12 protein-coding genes are annotated in these 16,635 nt (G+C 63.8%); 5 read left to right on the forward strand and 7 right to left on the reverse strand.

The window, feature by feature from the left end; all coding sequences use genetic code 11:
• Positions 1-326 precede the first annotated feature (326 nt).
• From D7Y11_RS04430 to D7Y11_RS04450, 5 genes are all read right to left on the reverse strand, one after another.
• Positions 327-773 carry an ATP-binding cassette domain-containing protein gene (locus D7Y11_RS04430; protein WP_233605309.1) on the reverse strand — a complete coding sequence of 149 codons (447 nt, stop codon included), beginning with the start codon at positions 771-773 and terminating at the stop codon, positions 327-329.
• A 220-nt stretch (positions 774-993) separates the two neighbouring features.
• Positions 994-1,440 (reverse strand): Mov34/MPN/PAD-1 family protein, encoded by a 447-nt coding sequence (locus tag D7Y11_RS04435; RefSeq protein ID WP_158629217.1) that lies wholly within the window; start codon positions 1,438-1,440, stop codon positions 994-996.
• 44 nt (positions 1,441-1,484) lie between these two features.
• Entirely contained in the window at positions 1,485-3,215 is a 1,731-nt protein-coding gene (locus D7Y11_RS04440; protein ID WP_158629216.1) for a ThiF family adenylyltransferase, read from the reverse strand.
• A gap of 44 nt (positions 3,216-3,259) precedes the next feature.
• The gene (locus D7Y11_RS04445; RefSeq protein WP_126933100.1) at positions 3,260-4,330 is read right to left on the reverse strand and encodes a nucleotidyltransferase; all 1,071 of its coding nucleotides are present in this window, start codon (positions 4,328-4,330) and stop codon (positions 3,260-3,262) included.
• Between the two features lie 126 nt (positions 4,331-4,456).
• Positions 4,457-6,364, reverse strand: a complete 1,908-nt coding sequence (locus tag D7Y11_RS04450; protein ID WP_158629201.1) for a CHAT domain-containing protein — start codon at positions 6,362-6,364, stop codon at positions 4,457-4,459.
• Between the two features lie 333 nt (positions 6,365-6,697).
• Here D7Y11_RS04450 and D7Y11_RS04455 point away from each other — a divergent pair, with 333 nt between their 5' ends.
• Both D7Y11_RS04455 and D7Y11_RS04460 read left to right on the forward strand, forming a co-directional pair.
• Positions 6,698-7,579 (forward strand): hypothetical protein, encoded by an 882-nt coding sequence (locus tag D7Y11_RS04455; RefSeq protein ID WP_158629202.1) that lies wholly within the window; start codon positions 6,698-6,700, stop codon positions 7,577-7,579.
• A gap of 3 nt (positions 7,580-7,582) precedes the next feature.
• Positions 7,583-8,710 (forward strand): oxygenase MpaB family protein, encoded by a 1,128-nt coding sequence (locus D7Y11_RS04460; RefSeq protein WP_121755907.1) that lies wholly within the window; start codon positions 7,583-7,585, stop codon positions 8,708-8,710.
• Between the two features lie 10 nt (positions 8,711-8,720).
• Here the strand turns inward: D7Y11_RS04460 and D7Y11_RS04465 are convergent, their stop codons facing one another.
• Positions 8,721-9,737 carry a helix-turn-helix transcriptional regulator gene (locus tag D7Y11_RS04465; protein WP_121755908.1) on the reverse strand — a complete coding sequence of 339 codons (1,017 nt, stop codon included), beginning with the start codon at positions 9,735-9,737 and terminating at the stop codon, positions 8,721-8,723.
• A gap of 607 nt (positions 9,738-10,344) precedes the next feature.
• Here D7Y11_RS04465 and D7Y11_RS04470 point away from each other — a divergent pair.
• Positions 10,345-12,612: a zinc-dependent metalloprotease gene (locus tag D7Y11_RS04470; RefSeq protein WP_126933102.1), complete on the forward strand. Its 2,268-nt coding sequence runs from the start codon at positions 10,345-10,347 to the stop codon at positions 12,610-12,612.
• Positions 12,613-12,829: 217 nt separating this feature from the next.
• Positions 12,830-13,759: a methyltransferase domain-containing protein gene (locus D7Y11_RS04475; RefSeq protein ID WP_158641888.1), complete on the forward strand. Its 930-nt coding sequence runs from the start codon at positions 12,830-12,832 to the stop codon at positions 13,757-13,759.
• Between the two features lie 33 nt (positions 13,760-13,792).
• On the opposite strand, the gene D7Y11_RS04480 is transcribed toward D7Y11_RS04475, so the two are convergent.
• Positions 13,793-14,878, reverse strand: coding sequence for a hypothetical protein (locus D7Y11_RS04480; RefSeq protein WP_126933104.1), 1,086 nt, complete (start codon positions 14,876-14,878; stop codon positions 13,793-13,795).
• Between the two features lie 304 nt (positions 14,879-15,182).
• On the opposite strand from D7Y11_RS04480, the gene D7Y11_RS04485 reads away from it, so the two are divergent.
• Positions 15,183-16,502 carry an amidohydrolase gene (locus D7Y11_RS04485; protein WP_120577930.1) on the forward strand — a complete coding sequence of 440 codons (1,320 nt, stop codon included), beginning with the start codon at positions 15,183-15,185 and terminating at the stop codon, positions 16,500-16,502.
• Positions 16,503-16,635: the final 133 nt, after the last annotated feature.

Below are 16,635 nucleotides of genomic sequence, written 5' to 3' on the forward strand. Positions count from 1 at the left end.
CCCTTGAGTTGGCCTCAGCCACCGGGCCCTCGCCCCCACCGCCGCCTCCACCGCCCATCACGCGCGCGACGGGAATCACGGTGACCTCCCCCTGCTGGATGGGTTGGCCGAAGACGCTGCGCGCGGAGATGCTGTCGCGGGTCCGGTCGATGAGGTCGATGACGTCCATGGCGGATTCCCCTTCGAATGCTCCCGCCAGAGATAGGCACGGTGGGAGCGCGCGCCATCACACCAAGGCACCAGTCCGGGGCCCGGCTCGCCGCTGAGACGCGCCCCCATGCGCGTCGAGCATCACGACAGCGTCGACTCCGTCGAGGAGGAGCAGGTCACGGGCAAACAACCCGCGTATTTCCTCCCAGGCGCCAGCCCTTCGCCCGCTCCTGTTCTCGCCAGAGCGCGGCGTAGACGCCATCCCGGGCGAGCAACTCGTCTTGCGTGCCTGACTCCGCGACGCGCCCCTTGTCGAGCACGACAATCCGGTGCGCGCGTCGCACGGTCCGCAGTCGGTGCGCGATCACCACGACGGTCTTCGTCTTGACCAGCGCGTCGATCGCGCGCTGAAGCTCCGCTTCGGCGGACGCGTCGACGGAAGCCGTCGCCTCGTCGAGGAGCACGATGGTCGCGTCCTTGAGGATGGCGCGTGCGATGGAAAGACGCTGGCGCTCTCCGCCCGAGAGCGATCCGCCTCCTTCGCCAAGCACAGTGTCGTAGCCGTTCGGCAATGCCGCGACGAAGTCATGCGACCTCCTCGCGTGAAGCCTCAGGGCGCCCAATACAGAGGTTCTCCAGGACAGTCTCCGAGCAGAGGACGACATCCGAGAACACCATCGTGGGCACGCGGCCCCGCTCCTGTAGTACGCGTTGCTCGAGCGGCTAGATCCCCACGCCGGCAAGCGCCATCACTGCGTGTGGCGCCTCAAAACACCAGCACGAGATGTATCCTGTTGCAGTAAGCAACCCCTCTGACGCCCCTGCCCCTCTTTCTTGTCAACCCTAGCCCGTGTCCTGTTGAAGCATGGAAAGGACCTGTCCTTGCCGAGTTCCTTCCCAGACTCGCACCTCGCGGATCCCGACGACAATGAAAAGCAGCGAGTTTCCATCAAAACGATCCATGCGTAGGCGACGCCGCCAATCAGCGATATCTATAGAAGAAGGGTTCGGGATGGGCTCTGGGTGGGTGTGCCATTCGCCCAGGTACTGACAGGTACCCCGTGAGACGGCCCATCGTGCGTTGATCACCTGCTGATGGCGCGAGCGGCTCCGACGGAAGGAGAAGGGCAAGCGCCAGTCTCCTGTCATGGGAATTGTCACCTCATCGACGACTACGTCTCGACATCCCATGATGTAGCGGCCCAGCAGTACTCCGCCCGCTTCGCGGTGCCAGAGGCGAGTCTGCCGGAATGAATTCATCTGCGACAGCGCCACCGGACTGAGCTTCACGCAAGTTCCGTCCATGCGGCAGAACACAAGTCCCACACTGCGCGTCATTTGGCGCATGCCGCGCAGTTGTGCCTGAAATAAGTGCCCAAATCCTCGCTGCTCCCGTCCTCAAGGGCATTGAAGCGTGGAGTAACATCGAAGCCTGCTTGCACGAATGCCCTAGGATCTCCCTTCCATGAGATGAGCGAAGCAGTCTCAATCTCACCCCGCAGTACGCGCAACGCGAGGCGTCCAGCTGCTTCGGCCGTGCGTTGGGCATCGAGATCCGCGAAGGGAAGATGCGCGCTACCGCATCCGAGCATGTCCTTCGTGTAGATTTCTCCCGGGGTCGCGAAGCCAGCTCGATTCTCCAGGGGATCGTCGAGATGAGGGCGGTGGTAGAGACACTCGAGACAGCCTCGAGCGTGGGCACCCTCTCGGTGGACGTGGGTCACGAGGGCGTGCCCTCCAAGTCCTAGAGGCTCTAACCACGTGAAGACCGCGGGAGGATGTGTGGCGGATGACCAGAGCCATTCATTCAGGTGCAGTTCGATTGTGGGCTCGCCCAATGCTGAAATGATGAGATCCTGGTCACGCATCACATCAGGCTTCTCTACAAGGAACTTCTCGATTCGCGTCTGATAGGAAGACACCTTCACATAGGGGATAAGGCGCTCAAGTTCCTGCTTCAATCCTTCCACCTTTGGCTCGCGATCCCTGGCCATCCCGCACACGTGCCGATATGCGTTCTCCATGCCGAACCGGTCCGGATCGACCAGCGATATATGGCCAACGCCCGCTCGCGCGAGGAGCAAGGCCAGGTATCCACCCACGGCACCACATCCTGCGATAAGGACACGTCGTTCGTGGAGCGTCGTACTGGCTCCTCCCCTGGGTGCGAGAAAAGCGCGGTCTCGTCGCAGGAGCTCGACTGGGCGAACCCGCCCACGAGCTCGTTCATCCCTGAGTGGGTGGCCTCCCTGAATTGCTTCGATATTGACACCCAGGAGGGCGCGTTCGCCCTGTGTTCGGCGCACCCCTAGCACCACGAACTCTTCGCTCTTATCGAGTCGTTCCAACAGTTTTGCCAGAGTGCGACGATCCTGCTCGGGCAGCATGCCCACGTACTTCCGGAGCCCTTCGAAGGTCGCCAACTCCCTCGGGTGGAATGCTGGATTGGCAGCGGCAGGATCGACGGGAACATAGATGGCATTGCGATGGGTCACATGGTCAATGCTTCTCCGTGCCAGCGACTGTTCAAAGACCGAAGGACTGTCAGCAACGGCGGCCAGTGCGCCCTTGTAGAAGAGCGCAGTGGTTTCATGTGGATGTTCACCCGCGTCGACGACACAGTTGATGTGACTGACCGCCAGATGATGCCAGTAGGCGACGGCTTCTTGCGCGAACTCCTCGGCAAGCATCCCTGCGTCCCTGCCAGCGAGGAGTGAACTGAGTAGCTTCCTGACTCGTTCCAGGGACTCTTTGATGATGTGCCAGGAGTCACGGCGGTCGAGCAGGATGCTGGCCTCCGATTCATAGCAAAGCTTTCCATCGTCGGAGACATGTGGGAGTTCGACTGGAGGATGAACGCTCTCGATCGCGATCTCTGGCAGACATAGCGGAAACGATCGCGGCAGCCCCACACGCAGTTCGATCGCATGCCCCTCAATGGTCATGCACCCGATCACTGCGCTCTCCACGTCTCGCGCCTTTCTCCACGTCAATGCCTGCGTGGGCGGCAGGACCCGAGTCCCCTCAAGCAGCGCGGTGCTGGCAACGCACTTGAGGAGACTCATGGAATCCTGAATCGGTGGGGCGTCGGAAGAGCGCATCATCTGGCTCAAGCCGAAGTTCCTCCAGTGGAAATAGCGCGGCCTCGGGGCTGTCCGGTCTCATCCTTGTCAGGCACAGGGAACTCCTCACCGAACTCCTTTCGCATGAGCTTACAAGCGTCGACGGGATCCGCTTCCTTCGCGACCTCGTCGAGCCGGTCCCTCAGTTGGATCAGGCGTTCTCGGAAGGTCGTCATCTGGCCATCGGTCATGCGCGTGAAGATGTCTTTCCCAGGGGCAACCGGGATATTGACCGAAAGCCGGTAGAGCGCAGCACCATCCTCATTTGAGCCAACAGTGTGGAATTTATTGATCAGCAGCGCGACGAAGGACCGCATGGCTCCGAGGTCATCGAAGGTGGTCTTCTTGGAGAACTCGTCGCGAGTGAGGAGGGGCGAGAACCACATGCCCGCAGCGACCGTGAGGCCGATACCCGAAGGAGCATTGTTCCCGTCTTTCTTGAACTTCTCCGTCTTCCACCGCTTGAGTGCGCGGACCACTCTCAAGAACTGCTGCTCCTCTTCAGCCACCGGGAAGCGGTTCTCGATCCATGTGCCAAGTCCGATGGGGTCGGATTCTTCCCACGAGCGATCCTTTTCCGCGGCATTGCGCTTGCCCTTCGCCAGGAAGAGCTTCCGGCCCGGGCTCTCAGGGTTGTCATAGGTGTAGACGGCGAGATCTACATGGTAGGCCTGCTCACCGTTGAGCTTGTAATACACGGTGACGCAGGAACGGCGGATGTCTGTTCCGATCTCGGTATGCCCCTCCAGAGCATCCGCAACCGTGATCTTCAGGGTCACCGGATTCGGGTATTTTGTGCTGGCGCAGTTGAAGCGGACACCCACGTCAATGTCATAGTCACCATCCGCGGGCTGGATGCCTGTGCCCATCTGATAGCTGCCCTGATTGAACGTGTCGAAGGAGGGAATTTCCTTCCCTTCCTTTCGCAGTGCCGCGAACTTCTCGCGGAGCCGGTTCAGGATGGCGTCACGCTTCTCGCGGAGCATCTTGTTCTCATCGAACCGCTTGAGCCGGATGTTGCTGTCGAACTGCTCGATCTGCGTTTGGATCTTGGCCATGCTCACCACTCCTTGTTGAATTGAAACACCGGCACATGAACTGCTGGCTCAACCAGAAGCCACGCAACTGGGCACGCAATGCCAGCCGCCACCGCGCATGCATTCGCCCAACCCCGTCTCTTCTCGCTACTTGAAAACCCTGACAGACCGCTTGCCCTTGAATGCTGCCAGCAAACTGAGCCGCCACTTGTAGCGGGGGCACTCAGAGGGAAAGCCGTAGTTATAGACGAAGCATTCCGGCAACCAGCTCGCCGTGAGTATGTCTCCCAGGTAGAAAGCCAAGCTCACGGGAACGGCGGCGAAAATGTGAACGCTCTCTGGGCGGCGCTCCGGGTCTTGATTGGAGGTAACGTGCTTGTTGATCGTCTCGCGGATCAAACGCACATACGCCTTGAGCTGATCTTCACGCCGCACGCTGTTCTGTCCGGGATTCACAAGCGAGAAGTGCAGGTCCATCATTACGTCCGAGTCAGGAAGCACCTGGCGACAGTCATCCAGGTTGGCAAGCGCGGATACGGAGACCCGAATCCGGGCGGCCTTGCCCTTCCCGTCCTTCTGAACATCGCAGTTCAGGGGTGGCGTCAGGGTGTCCGATTCAGAATCCCACTGGAACCGACCTGAGACGCATTCGAAGACGTGCACCCTTCGGTTCCTGGCCAGACGGCCTGCTAGCACTGCCAACGGTACGAACGGGAAGCCGTAATAACCGATATCGGCATCCTGCTCCTCGAAGGTGCGCCGGAGGATGCCATCTCGCGCGGCCAAGCGCTTCACTTCGGCCTCCAGATTCTTCCAGCTGCGCTGTTCCAGCCCTGGCGTCTGGTCGATGTGGACGACACGAGGCTGTCGACCTGCGAAGAACGTGGGGTCATCCGCTTGCCCCGGTTGCTCGGTAGCCTTCTTGTAGGCTTCGTGACGAATGAGGATGAGCGGTAGTTGGGATTGCGCCGGTGAGAACTGCGGGGCGGTGGATGGAGCGGGCTGAACCTGAGTCTCTCCACTGCCATCATCCGTCCGAGCCAGAGAACTCGGCGTGGCGGGCTGGAACAATACTCCCGCAAGCCCGCCGCGCATGTACAAGGCCGGAGTACACCATTCGAATGAGTCTCGAGTCTTCGACCGTATGGCCGCCCTGCCTTCGGTGACCGCGTAATCGATTGACTCTCCTTTTGCTAGGCATGCGTAGAACTCTTCGGCAAATGCCAGCGCCGCCAAATCTGAAATCGCGAATTGCATGGCAATGACCGCGGCGACTCCCTCGGAAACAAGCGCTCCAGCGACACTCCCGTGGCCAGTGACGGACACCGTTCCCCGTGCCGACTGGCATGCGTTGAGGACCACCAACCCCGGGGGGGAAGCGCTTCTGAAGAGTTCCGCAACGTCATGCGCTCGCAGAGGTTCGGGGCTACCTTTCTCATCCCGCAGGTAGACCCATCCGGCCCCTGTGCGCTCGTCTACATTGCCGTGCCCCATGAAATGAATGATTTGAGGGTTGAAATCGCGAAGCTTGCGCCGCAAACCCTTTCGAGTTGGCATGTCCATGGAGTCGAACTCGACATGGGTGTTGTCCGACAGGGCGTCAATGATGCTGTCCTTCTCCGGCGCTAACTGGAGACCTCCTTGCCTCCGTGCTCCAGCGCGAATCAAAAGCACCCGCTCAGGTTGAGCGAGCGGTCGTGGCTGTGCCGGCTGCCTCACATCCAATGCACGGACGATTGAGAGGCGAGGATCCAATGCAGCGTGGCAGGTCTGGGATCCGGAAGGGAGCCACAAAACCTCCCAGGGAAGCTCAGCGAGCCATATGAGCTCGCGATCGTACGGATCGAAGTGCAGAACGAGACGCAGCCGCTGTTGTTGAGCGTGGGGCGAGTAAAGCGCGCTGCCAAGCGCGAGCGTCAGAACCTCGCGCACTTGCTCTGGTGGACAGACTGCTTCGTACAACTCTTTACCGAGCCTTTTTATCCCGTCATCGATTTCGGCATCAGATGACCTCGACTTCTGCAATGAGGCCTGAATCTGGAGTCGCAGTTCCATCAAGCGGGACAGAGGAAAGCTCGGCGAAGTGGGCGCGCTAGCGCTGCCAACGGAACTGGAGTCCGCGGCAACCCGGTATGACTCCGCTCCGCTCCTCGTGAAGCGCAGGTGAACCTCTTTATAATCGTTCATGGAGAGCCGTGAGGAACTGGCTTCAGAACTCGAAACCGAGTGGCGGCTTGAGCTCTCGCGGGTGCGTGCCTGAAGAATCCGCGACGAATCTTGAGCACGAACACAGCCGAACGCCACCTGAATGATGTTTACGCAGAAGCGTAAACAACTTTTTGCAATATCCTTCGAGACAGCGTTTCCTTCGTTGCTTATTAGAGCGTCATGACCGGACTTGGCTCCAAGATCATCGCTGAGACGAACGCGCTCGCAGCGGAGTACAGGCGGAGGTTCAGCGATAATCCAGAGGGCGAGTTGAGAGCCTGGCTTGAGGTCGCGGCGCGAAGAGAGGCGCTCGTGTACCATGTTTACAGCGAGGCTCGACGCCGTGAGCGCCTGCCCAACCCGGAGAGCGGGGCGGAGATTGCGGCATGGGATACGTTGACGGAAATCTGGCAACAGGAAGCAAAGCACAAGGAACTGACACGTGCGCGCCTCGCTTCGGGACTGATGAGCATTGGGGGCAGCTCGTTGTCGCCTGCGTGGATCCAGCTCATGGGCGATATCGAGGGACGAATGCTGAGCAGCCTCACGTCATCGCGCCCAGGCCTGGGCCAGGCCTTGGCCCAGCTCTTTCTCATGGCCGGCGCTGCCATTGCTCCGGGAGCCGTACCGGGCTTCGCAGGGGAGCTCGGCAGGATGGATGCGCGCGCATTCTTCGCGCTCGCGGAGACGTTGGAGTCGACCGCCAAGCAGGCCTACTGGCGGATGGGCAAGTTGCTGCAGACGGTTCTTGCGAATCGTGACCAGCCATCCGTGCAGCTCCGGGGGCTTCAGCGCGAGTTACAGCTCACGTTCGAAGACGAGGACTTCCACGAGAGGGCCTTCCGTTGGATGACTACTTGGATGGATGCCGCCGGACGGTTCAAGCCTGGGTTGAGCGCGGAGGAGTGCGTCCATCAGATAATTGATCTCCTCCCGCAGCCACCGGAGCCAATCCGGGGGACCGAACCTCGTGAGGGTGCGCTCTATGTGGTGACGGATGGCGGGGTCGGGGCACTCGCCAAGCGGTACGGCATTGAGCTCGTGGTGATTCCGGAGGAGTAGTTCATGTTCAACGCGAGCAATGAGTGGCTGGATCAAATGCGGAGCATTGGTGACCCTATCGTTGACGGGTTGGTCGCCGAGCATGTTGCAACGAGAGGCCAGGAATCGTTGGATCGCTTGCTGGGAACGTTGTTTCAGACCCAGCGACTACCCGAGACCGATCCATTGGTAGGTCGATACCTGACCGAGATGCCCCGTCTCGACCTCATCGAGCGGGAGGCCATCGCGAGAGGGCAACAGCTCTTCGGCCTCTATGGACCGGAGGTGCTTCTGATTCTGGGCTCCTATTCTCTACCCCTGGCCTACGCCGCGGGTCACGGAGTCCAGGTGGTCTATCGTTCACGCCGGCTAAAAGACGATCCCATCCGCCGTCTCTGTGACACGGCGCAGATGGTCGTGAACGTCATGCAGCGCGGTGAACTGGAGGAGGGAGGACTGGGATGGTGCGCAACTCGAAAGGTCCGATTGATTCATGCGCTCGTGCGCCGACGGGTCCAGTTGGACGCCGCAAACCCTTGGCGCACGGAATGGGGCGTGCCAATCAATCAGGAGGATCAAGCTGGAACGCTGCTGACCTTCTCCATTGCTACCCTGCACGGTCTCCGAAGAATGGGGGCGAAGGTGACGTCGGAGGAAGCTGACGCGTACATCTTCGCGTGGTCCACGGTGGGGCGTCTCCTTGGCGTAGACCCCTCACTTCTGCCTTCGACGGAGGAGGAGGCGACCCTCCTGGCGATGCGGATAGGAACGCGCCAGGTTCGCCCCACGCCGGAAGGCCGTCAACTGACGCAGCAGCTGCTGAGTTCGGTGCAGACGCTTTTGCCTGTCCCGGGTTATGCCACGAGCCTTACGCAATTCTTCCTTCAGGACACTGTCTTTGGAAAGGATGTGGCCGCGGCGCTGGCTCTCCCGAAGGCGAACTGGACGCGTTTGCTTGTAATGGCCAGGGCAGCCCAGAAGAGGATGATTCTGAGCTGGCTGGACTGGGTTCCGGGGGCGCGGAGGCGTCGCAGCTGGGTGGCCAGACAATTCGCCCAGCGCATGATTCTCCACCAACGTCCGGATGGAAATACGCCCTTCCATGTGCCACGAGACTTCAGGAGGCGTTGGGGCTTGCACGCGGCCAGATAGCGTCATTGCCTCAATCGGCTTTGGCACGAACAGTGCCACGGCAGACTTCCAGCAACTCCTTCCGGCTGCGAACACCCAGCTTCTCCTTCGCCCGCCCTAACAGCACGCGCACCGTCGAGGGAGCAATCCCCAGTTCATAGGCAATCAGCTTGTCATGGTGCCCAAGCTGGGCGTACCCGACGATCTCCTTCTCACGCTTGGTCAACAGCGCTGGGCCAGGAGCGGTAGGCTCATTCTCGCGAGCGACGATGTAGCGCTGGCCGTCTTGTTCGATCTGGTCAACCAGCGACCAACGCCCGGCAATGAGCGCCTTCCTGATGGCCAGGGATTTTTCCGGATCCTTTGTCCGGAGGGGTCCTCTCGACTTCTCAAGCATCAGAACTGCATGCTTCAGAAGGTCGCGAGCATGCTCACTTCGTGCCGCCCCTGTCGCGTCATGGAGCTTGCCGCTGGGGTCGAAGACAGCTTCGGGCTCCGCGCCGGCCCGTCCCGACGGGAGCCCCTTCAGCGCGTGCCGCAAGCGAACTGCGGTGGAGAGGTGAGCTGCGATTCGCCCCCATTGTTGCACCTGAGCCGTTGTCGCTCGCGTGAGCCGCGTCCGGCCCGCATGAAATCCAAGGCCCCGTCCGGACGGCTCAGCGGCAGTGATCCAGAAGGAGTCGTACATTCCGAATTTCTGGGCGAACCGCTTCATGTGCGGTTCCTCCAGGAATCCCCGCCGCATTCCCATCATCTGGCTGCCGGTGATGCATGGCCCCATGCGGAAGGGCCGTTGGCGAATTTCGGGATCCATGGTCTGGAAGATGGTTGGGTAGATCTCGGCGAGCCTGTCCGGAATTCCCAAGTGGTACCGCTGCACCACCTCCGGCGGTCCATTGCCAGGGCGGTAGTACTCGAAAGCGGCCACTCCGAAACCGTCGTCGAGGTGTGGGAGCACCGCCTCCGCAAGTCCCTCCACCCACGTGGCGTCCCCCAGATCCACGCGATAGGCGGCTTCTACGATGCTCAATAGGTCAGCTTTGGCCATGCAACTGTCCCCTGGCGACACTCAAGCATGCTGAGTGTCACTCCCTTCGGAGGAAAGGTCGACTCCGACGCCTAACGTTAGGTCAACGCTGCCGAGACTCAGTAGCGGTCGTTGATCATCGTGACGTCAGGACGAGATGGGGGCATGGAGATTTATCGATTTCTTTCGGGCAGGCCTCGATTGAGCGTGCGTGAAGCACAACGCGCGCCGGGCGCGCAGAGGTCAGTGAGGTACGGGACCATCGAGATGCCCACGAGGTCGGCTACCCCTCCAGGAGGGTTAAAGGCACCCCATGGGGAACGGTGTGGGACGGGGGCGGTGGCATGGGTCGATAGAGCGTGTGCCTCATGGCGTACGTTGGTGACTCTCGCAGATGCGGATGGAGGGAATCCATTGCGCACCCCGATCCGGCAGGTCCGGCCAGCTGAAAGCGCAACCGCGGTATGCGAGCGAGAACCGGGCCGGCATATCGTCCGGGTTGAAAGTCCTTGCGCAGTGGAGGGTTTCTTCCGAAGCCTGGCGCCCTTCCGGTATGCCCCCCTCCGAAATGTCGTTCCTCCGGTGCAACGGGCGGCGCGATGCCGCCCCAACCCCGTGGAGTGATTCGATGCTTGGACGGACGTGGTCTTCGCGGCGCCGCTGGCTGGGCGCCGCGTCGCTGGTGGTGATGTTGACGAGCGGCGGCTGTGACACCGGCGGGCCCGCGACTGAGACGGAAGCCCCCGAAGCCTCGCTGGCCGTCAGCCTGGAGGACGCCTTCGTGGCGGTGCCCCGGGCCACGAGCACGGAGCAGCGCCAACAGGTGGAACAGCGCCTGTCCGGAATCGTGGAGGACGCGGGCACCCACTTCTACCTGGCCATCAAGCGCAGCGAGCTGAAGCAGAAGTGGTTCCTGTCCGCGTTCCTCAAGCAGCTCCATCCGGGAGGGGTGCTCTTCGGCGCTGGCAGGTCCCTGGGCACGCGGGTGGTCTCCTTCCAGGAGCAGAACGGCCGGCTCTTCGTGGTGGATGTGGACGACCGCAAGAAGCTCAGCGACGTGTTCGACCCACAGGTGCTGGTGGAGGCCTACCCCGTCGTCACCGACTACGGCCCCTTCAACCGTCTGCGCAACGCCGACCAGTACGTGCTCATCGACCCGTCGGCGGGGCTCAACCGCTTCGGCGTGATGGGGGACTCGTTGTCCGTCTCCACGCGATTCCAGACGGAGCTGAGCTTCGCGCAGCGCTTCCACCCCATCACCGACGGCATCGCCTTCGAGCAGGTCTTCACGGGCTACTCGGAGGTGTCCGATCCGTTCGCCGCGGACTACCTGGAGCCCAATGGCTACCGCGCCTCCGGCACGCTCGGCCTCGCCCTGCGCCGCTACAAGGAGGGGCCCGGCTACACGCCCACGGCCATGCCCGAGCAGACGCTCTACTTCGCGGGAGCGCCGAGCTTCATCACCAACGCCGGTGGCTGGCAGGACATCCCGGCGATGAAGTGGAACATCCACCCCGGGATGAAGCCCATCTCCTGGTTCATCACCCCGTCCGTGCTCTCGATCCAGGCCGACCCGCGCTTCCAGGACTATGACCTGGTGGGCGCCATCAAGCGCGGCGTGGAGGGTTGGAACCAAGCGTTCGGCTTCAAGGTCCTGGAGGCCACGGTGGGCGGCGCGGGGCTCGACTTCGCGGATGACGACAAGAACGTCCTCATCTTCGACCCGGACGAGGGCGTGCCCTACGCCTTCGCGAACTTCCGCATCAACCCCAACACCAGCGAGCTGCGCGGCGCCAGCGTCTACCTGCCGGCCATGTGGCTGGTGCTCGGGGACGAGACCTTCGAGAGCGACCCCGGTGCGTTCGCCGCCGCACGGGCGCGGACGCTCTCGCCCGTGAGCATGTCCTGGTCCGGGATGAAGGCGGAGCAGCTGTGCGACCTGAACGTCCTCGAGCGCTTCGGCGACCCGGAGGCTGGCCTCGCGTCGTCGCTGACGGCGGTCACTCCGCAGACGAAGAAGCAGAAGGTGGAGGCCTACCTCACGCACGTGGTGTTGCATGAGATTGGCCACACGCTGGGCCTGCGCCACAACTTCGCCGGATCGCTCGCTTACGACGGCACGCCCACGGGCCTGCGCAGCAGCTCCGTGATGGACTACGTCGCGAACGAGGACTCCGTCCTGGACAGCGCGCCGGGCCCCTACGACGTGCAGGCGGTGCGCTACCTCTATGGGCTGGACACCCAGCTGCCCACCTGGGAGTTCTGCACGGATCAAGACCGGTTCACCGACCCGCGCTGTGCCATGTACGACCGCACGAATGACACGTTCAGCTTCACGCTGGCGGACTTCAACGTCTACGCGCAGAGCTTCCTCACCACGGCCTCGGTCACCAACCGGCTCAACCTCACCCTCAGCACCCGCACCAACCAGGTCCTGGGCTTCGTGCGGGCCGGGACGGAGCAGGTGCGGGCGTACCAGGACATCCTGGCCCAGGTGCGGCCGCCGCTCGTCGTGCCTCCGGGCGCGCCCGCGGTCTACGCCTCCCGCGCGGATGAGCTCGCCCGCCGCGTCCTCACGCGCCTCTACCTGGACCCGGTGTCGTCGCGCGGCGGCATCTTCACCGCGAATGCGCCCACCACGCCGCAGTTCACGGCGCCGGTGATGGCGGACGTGCGCGGCATCCTGCTCAACGTGGACGGCGTGCGCGGCTACGCGGCCCGCCGCGCCATGGTGGACATCCTGAAGCAATTCCAGACACTGCCCGCGTACTCGGCGCTGCGCGAGGCCCGCGACACGCTCACCGCGCAGCTCCCGTCGCTCACGGGGGAGGATCGGTTGCAGTCCGAGGATCTGCTGGCGCGCGTCTCCAGCGCGCTCTCGCCCTACTACCACTGACGCGAAGCCTGGTTGCTGGAGCCCTCGGCGAGGGTGATGCCACACCCTCAGTGGACCCGGAACGTCGGCGCCGTCAATCAGCAACGGGCTGGTGAGCTGGGGCTCCAGGACTGGAATCAAGCGCGGTACCGAGCGGAGTGCCTTCACAACGTGGGTAGAGGGGCGGCCCTGGACGTGCCCCAACATGGGACCTGGCTGTTTGATAGCCTCCTGCCCCATGCCGCCCTCTCCCCCCGTCCTACCTGCCCCTCCCTGGTGGGCCGAGCGCGCCGAGGCCCTCCTGGCCCCAGGAGATTCGCGGACGTTGGGCCTGGGCGCGCAGTGGGAGCTCCTTGAGCGCTTCGCCTTCGTGCAGGAGAACGTGGAACCGGAGTTGCTCCTTCTGGATGTGCGGGCCCGTCCGGAGCTCCAGGCGCTCTGGGCCGCGCTGCAGGCGCGTGTACTCCTGGTGACCGAGGCGCTGGATGCGGCCGGAGATGACATCGCCCAGCGGCTTCGAACGGGGGACCTCTCTCCGGCACGCTTCCGGGAGCAATGGGAGGGGCTCGGCTTCACCGAGGCCACGGGACGCGCGAGCACGGCGGCGGATGACTGGCTCGAGGGCCTGCTGCGCATTTCACGCATCACCACCGGCCAGGACCGCCCCCCATTCGGTCAGGTGAACCTGGCATCCCGGGCCCAGCGCATCTCAGACTTCCTCTCCATCGCGAAGCCAGGGCCGCGCGACACGGTCTACGATCTCGGCTGTGGCAATGGGAAGTTCGCCATCACAGTCGCCGCGAGTTCCTCCGCCCGGGTCAAGGGCGTGGAGTTCGCAAAGACATACGTCGAGTCCGCGCGCGGCAATAGCGCACGTTTCGCGCTGCCGAACCTGGAGTTCATCCACGCGGATGTCCGAGACGTGGACCTGTCGGACGGCACCGCGTTCTATCTGTACTTCCCCTTCTGGGGAGAGGTGGCGCACGCGGTGGCCCGGATGCTCGGAGACGTCGCGCGGGCCCGGGACATCACCGTGTACGCCTCGGGCCCCCGCCACGACTACGGCGAGCACTTCCTCGAGCAGGTGTCGCAGGGGGCGCTGTGTCTCGCGCCGGGGCGCCACGACTTCGCCGACGTGATGATCCTGCGCAGCGCCGCCTTCGCGTGAGGGGCTTGCGGCGCGCGGCTCCGCGCAGGGGGTTCACGGCAGCTCTCCCGAATCGAAGCGCTCCCCTGCCTCTTCATCCGTGTCGCCCCACGCCACCGGAACCGGAGGGGACACGGCCAACGTGTCTCGCACCCACGCGAGCTGTGCGGATTTCTCCCTGGCCAGGAGCGGCCCGGGCGAGGCGGCCGTGAGCGCCGGTTGCGGGCTGAGCGGCTGCAGCTCACGCTCGTAGTCACACGGACCAATCCGCATCAGGGTGCAGAGGACGCAGGCGCCCTTGGGGCGCCGCAGGTGCCCGGTCTGTGGATTCATGGCGAGCCGTCCCGCCCTCGCCTCCTCCAGGAGTTGCTCGATGACCCGCGCTCGGGACTTCTCGAAGTCGGCGGAGTCCCCGGTGATGTGAGGCGCGAAGATGACTCGCGCCCCCAGCTCGCTGCCATCCGGCGCGGCGCCGAACGTCAGGCGGATCTCCCGGGACATCAGCGACTCCAGCGGCTCCCCCGGCTGGGGATTCCCCTTCACGAAGAGAGACTTCAACTCGGAGATGAGCGCGTTCGCGGTGCTCTGGCTGAAGCACAGCAGCACGGAGGGTAGGCTCTGGAAGAGCTGTCGGAGGAAATACCTCCGCTCGCGGAAGCACTCACTGACGATGCCATCCCGCTGGGCGACCGTCATTGGGGGCAGCTTCGGATCCTCCGGGGAGGCTCTCGTGGTCCACTTCGCCGAGGGACACGCCACCATGTTCCCGTAGGAGAGGTCCTCCCCTACGCGGAGCTTGTGATTGCTCCAGCCCATCTCCTCCGCCACGGCGTCCAGCAGTCCCTGGTACGTCTCATACATCTTCTGGGGCTGGAGCTTGAGCGGCACCCGGCGAGCACCGGTCTCGTCCGCGGGCACTTGAAGCTCGAAGTCGGAGTACGGCGTGTCCTGCGCTCCGCCGCCGAAGCGCTCGTAGTCGGCGCGCGGCACCTCCAGCTTGTCCACCGCGCGGTACCGGAAGTAGTGCGCGTATTGCTGGTAGTCGTCGAACAGCGGGTAGAGCGACTGGCGCTTCGCGCTCCACCACGCCGGGAGATTGGGGTTGATCCCGAGCCATGATGGGGGCCTTGCGGCAGCCACTCAGCGCCTCGGGGACCAGGGGTGCGCGCCCTACGTACTTCGCCGGGTGGACGATGCCTGGCTCGGGAGGCGGGCTGTCCTCCACGTAGTCGTAGCTGTGATAGCTCCCCCACTGACGGAAATAGGCGCAGGGATGGGGCGGCCGGAGGGGTTCCTGCGCCGAGCGCATGGCGTTGCAGGGCATGAGCTCGTAGATGAGCTCGACCTCGATCGGAAGATTGCTCGTGGACATATGTCCCCCCGGCTCGAATGTATGCCTCGCCCGAGTACAGTGAGGGCTCCCTGACGGTCAGGAGACCCCCTGGTGAAAACGCTCCCCCTGCTTCCCCTGCTCTTCGCCTGTGTCGCGGCGCCCGGCGGCCCCGCGTTCGCGGCGGCGCCCCCTCCCACGGTCCTCGCGGGCCTGGACGCGCTGTACCCCGAACTCGATGCGCTCTACCGCGACCTGCACCAGACGCCCGAGCTGTCACTCCAGGAGGAGAAGACAGCGGCGAAGCTGGCCGAGCGCCTGCGCAAGCTCGGCTTCGAGGTGACGCCGAAGGTGGGCGGGCACGGCGTGGTGGCCCTGTTGCGCAACGGCAAGGGCCCCACGGTGATGCTGCGCACGGACCTGGACGGGCTTCCGGTGGAGGAGAAGACGGGACTGCCCTACGCCAGCAGGACGAAGGCGAAGGATGCAGGCGGGACGGAGGTCTCGGTGATGCACGCGTGCGGGCACGACGTGCACATGACGTCATGGATTGGCACGGCCACGCTGCTGGCGCGGACGAAGGACCGGTGGCGTGGCACGTTGATGCTGGTGGGGCAGCCGGCCGAGGAGATTGGAGCCGGGGCCCGGCAGATGCTGGCGGACGGCCTGTTCACGCGCTTCCCCAAGCCGGACGTCGCCGTGGCCATGCACACCGTGGCCAACGCCGCGGCGGGGATGGTGCAGTTCACCCCCGGCTATGCGCTGGCGAGCGTGGACTCGGTGGACGTCACCCTCTACGGCAAGGGCGGGCACGGTGCGTACCCGCACACCACCGTGGACCCGGTGGTGATGGCGGCGCGCACCGTCCTCTCGCTGCAGACGCTCGTCAGCCGGGAGAAGAGCCCGCTGGAGCCGGCCGTGCTCACGGTGGGCTCCATCCACGGTGGCACCAAGAGCAACATCATCCCGGACGAGGTGCGCCTGCAGATCACGCTGCGCACGTACAAGCCGGAGGTGCGCAAGGCGCTGCTGGCTGGCATCGAGCGCATCGCCAAGGCGGAGGCGATGGCATCTGGAGCGCCCCGCCCCCCCACCGTCAACGTCACCGAAGGCACGCCCGCCACCTACAATGACCCGGAACTCACGAAGCGGCTGGTGGCCGCGGTGGGCAAGGTGCTGGGCGAGAAGAACCTCAGCGAGACGCCATCCGTCATGGGCGGAGAGGACTTCTCCGAGTACGGCCGCGCGGGCGTGCCCTCGGTGATGCTGTGGCTGGGCATCACCGAACCCAAACGCTTCGCCGAGGCCAAGGGCACGGAGGAGGCACTCCCCTCCCCGCACTCGCCCCTCTACGCGCCGGACCGCGAGCGCGCGCTGCGCACCGGCGTCACCCTGATGACCACCTCCGCGCTGGAGCTGCTGGGCAAACCCTGACGTCCCCACCCGGGCGCCTCGGGCTTTTCATCCGTTATTGACGGAGTGCCAATAGAGGCCTATCGTTTCGCTTAGCGAGGCGCCCGACCCTCATCCTCCGCGCGCCCCTCCGCCTCGCCGTCAGCAAAGTCAG

This window comes from Corallococcus sp. AB018 (assembly GCF_003986945.1).
Lineage (GTDB): Bacteria > Myxococcota > Myxococcia > Myxococcales > Myxococcaceae > Corallococcus > Corallococcus exiguus.

What these genes read in the sequence shown, in the direction of transcription:
- D7Y11_RS04460 (WP_121755907.1), top strand. Translation starts at nt 7,583, where the DNA reads ATGTTCAACGCGAGCAATGAGTGGCTGGATCAAATGCGGAGCATTGGT.
- D7Y11_RS04450 (WP_158629201.1), bottom strand. Translation starts at nt 6,364, where the DNA reads ATGGAACTGCGACTCCAGATTCAGGCCTCATTGCAGAAGTCGAGGTCA.
- D7Y11_RS04455 (WP_158629202.1), top strand. Translation starts at nt 6,698, where the DNA reads ATGACCGGACTTGGCTCCAAGATCATCGCTGAGACGAACGCGCTCGCA.
- D7Y11_RS04445 (WP_126933100.1), bottom strand. Translation starts at nt 4,330, where the DNA reads ATGGCCAAGATCCAAACGCAGATCGAGCAGTTCGACAGCAACATCCGG.
- D7Y11_RS04470 (WP_126933102.1), top strand. Translation starts at nt 10,345, where the DNA reads ATGCTTGGACGGACGTGGTCTTCGCGGCGCCGCTGGCTGGGCGCCGCG.
- D7Y11_RS04475 (WP_158641888.1), top strand. Translation starts at nt 12,830, where the DNA reads ATGCCGCCCTCTCCCCCCGTCCTACCTGCCCCTCCCTGGTGGGCCGAG.
- D7Y11_RS04440 (WP_158629216.1), bottom strand. Translation starts at nt 3,215, where the DNA reads ATGAGTCTCCTCAAGTGCGTTGCCAGCACCGCGCTGCTTGAGGGGACT.
- D7Y11_RS04465 (WP_121755908.1), bottom strand. Translation starts at nt 9,737, where the DNA reads ATGGCCAAAGCTGACCTATTGAGCATCGTAGAAGCCGCCTATCGCGTG.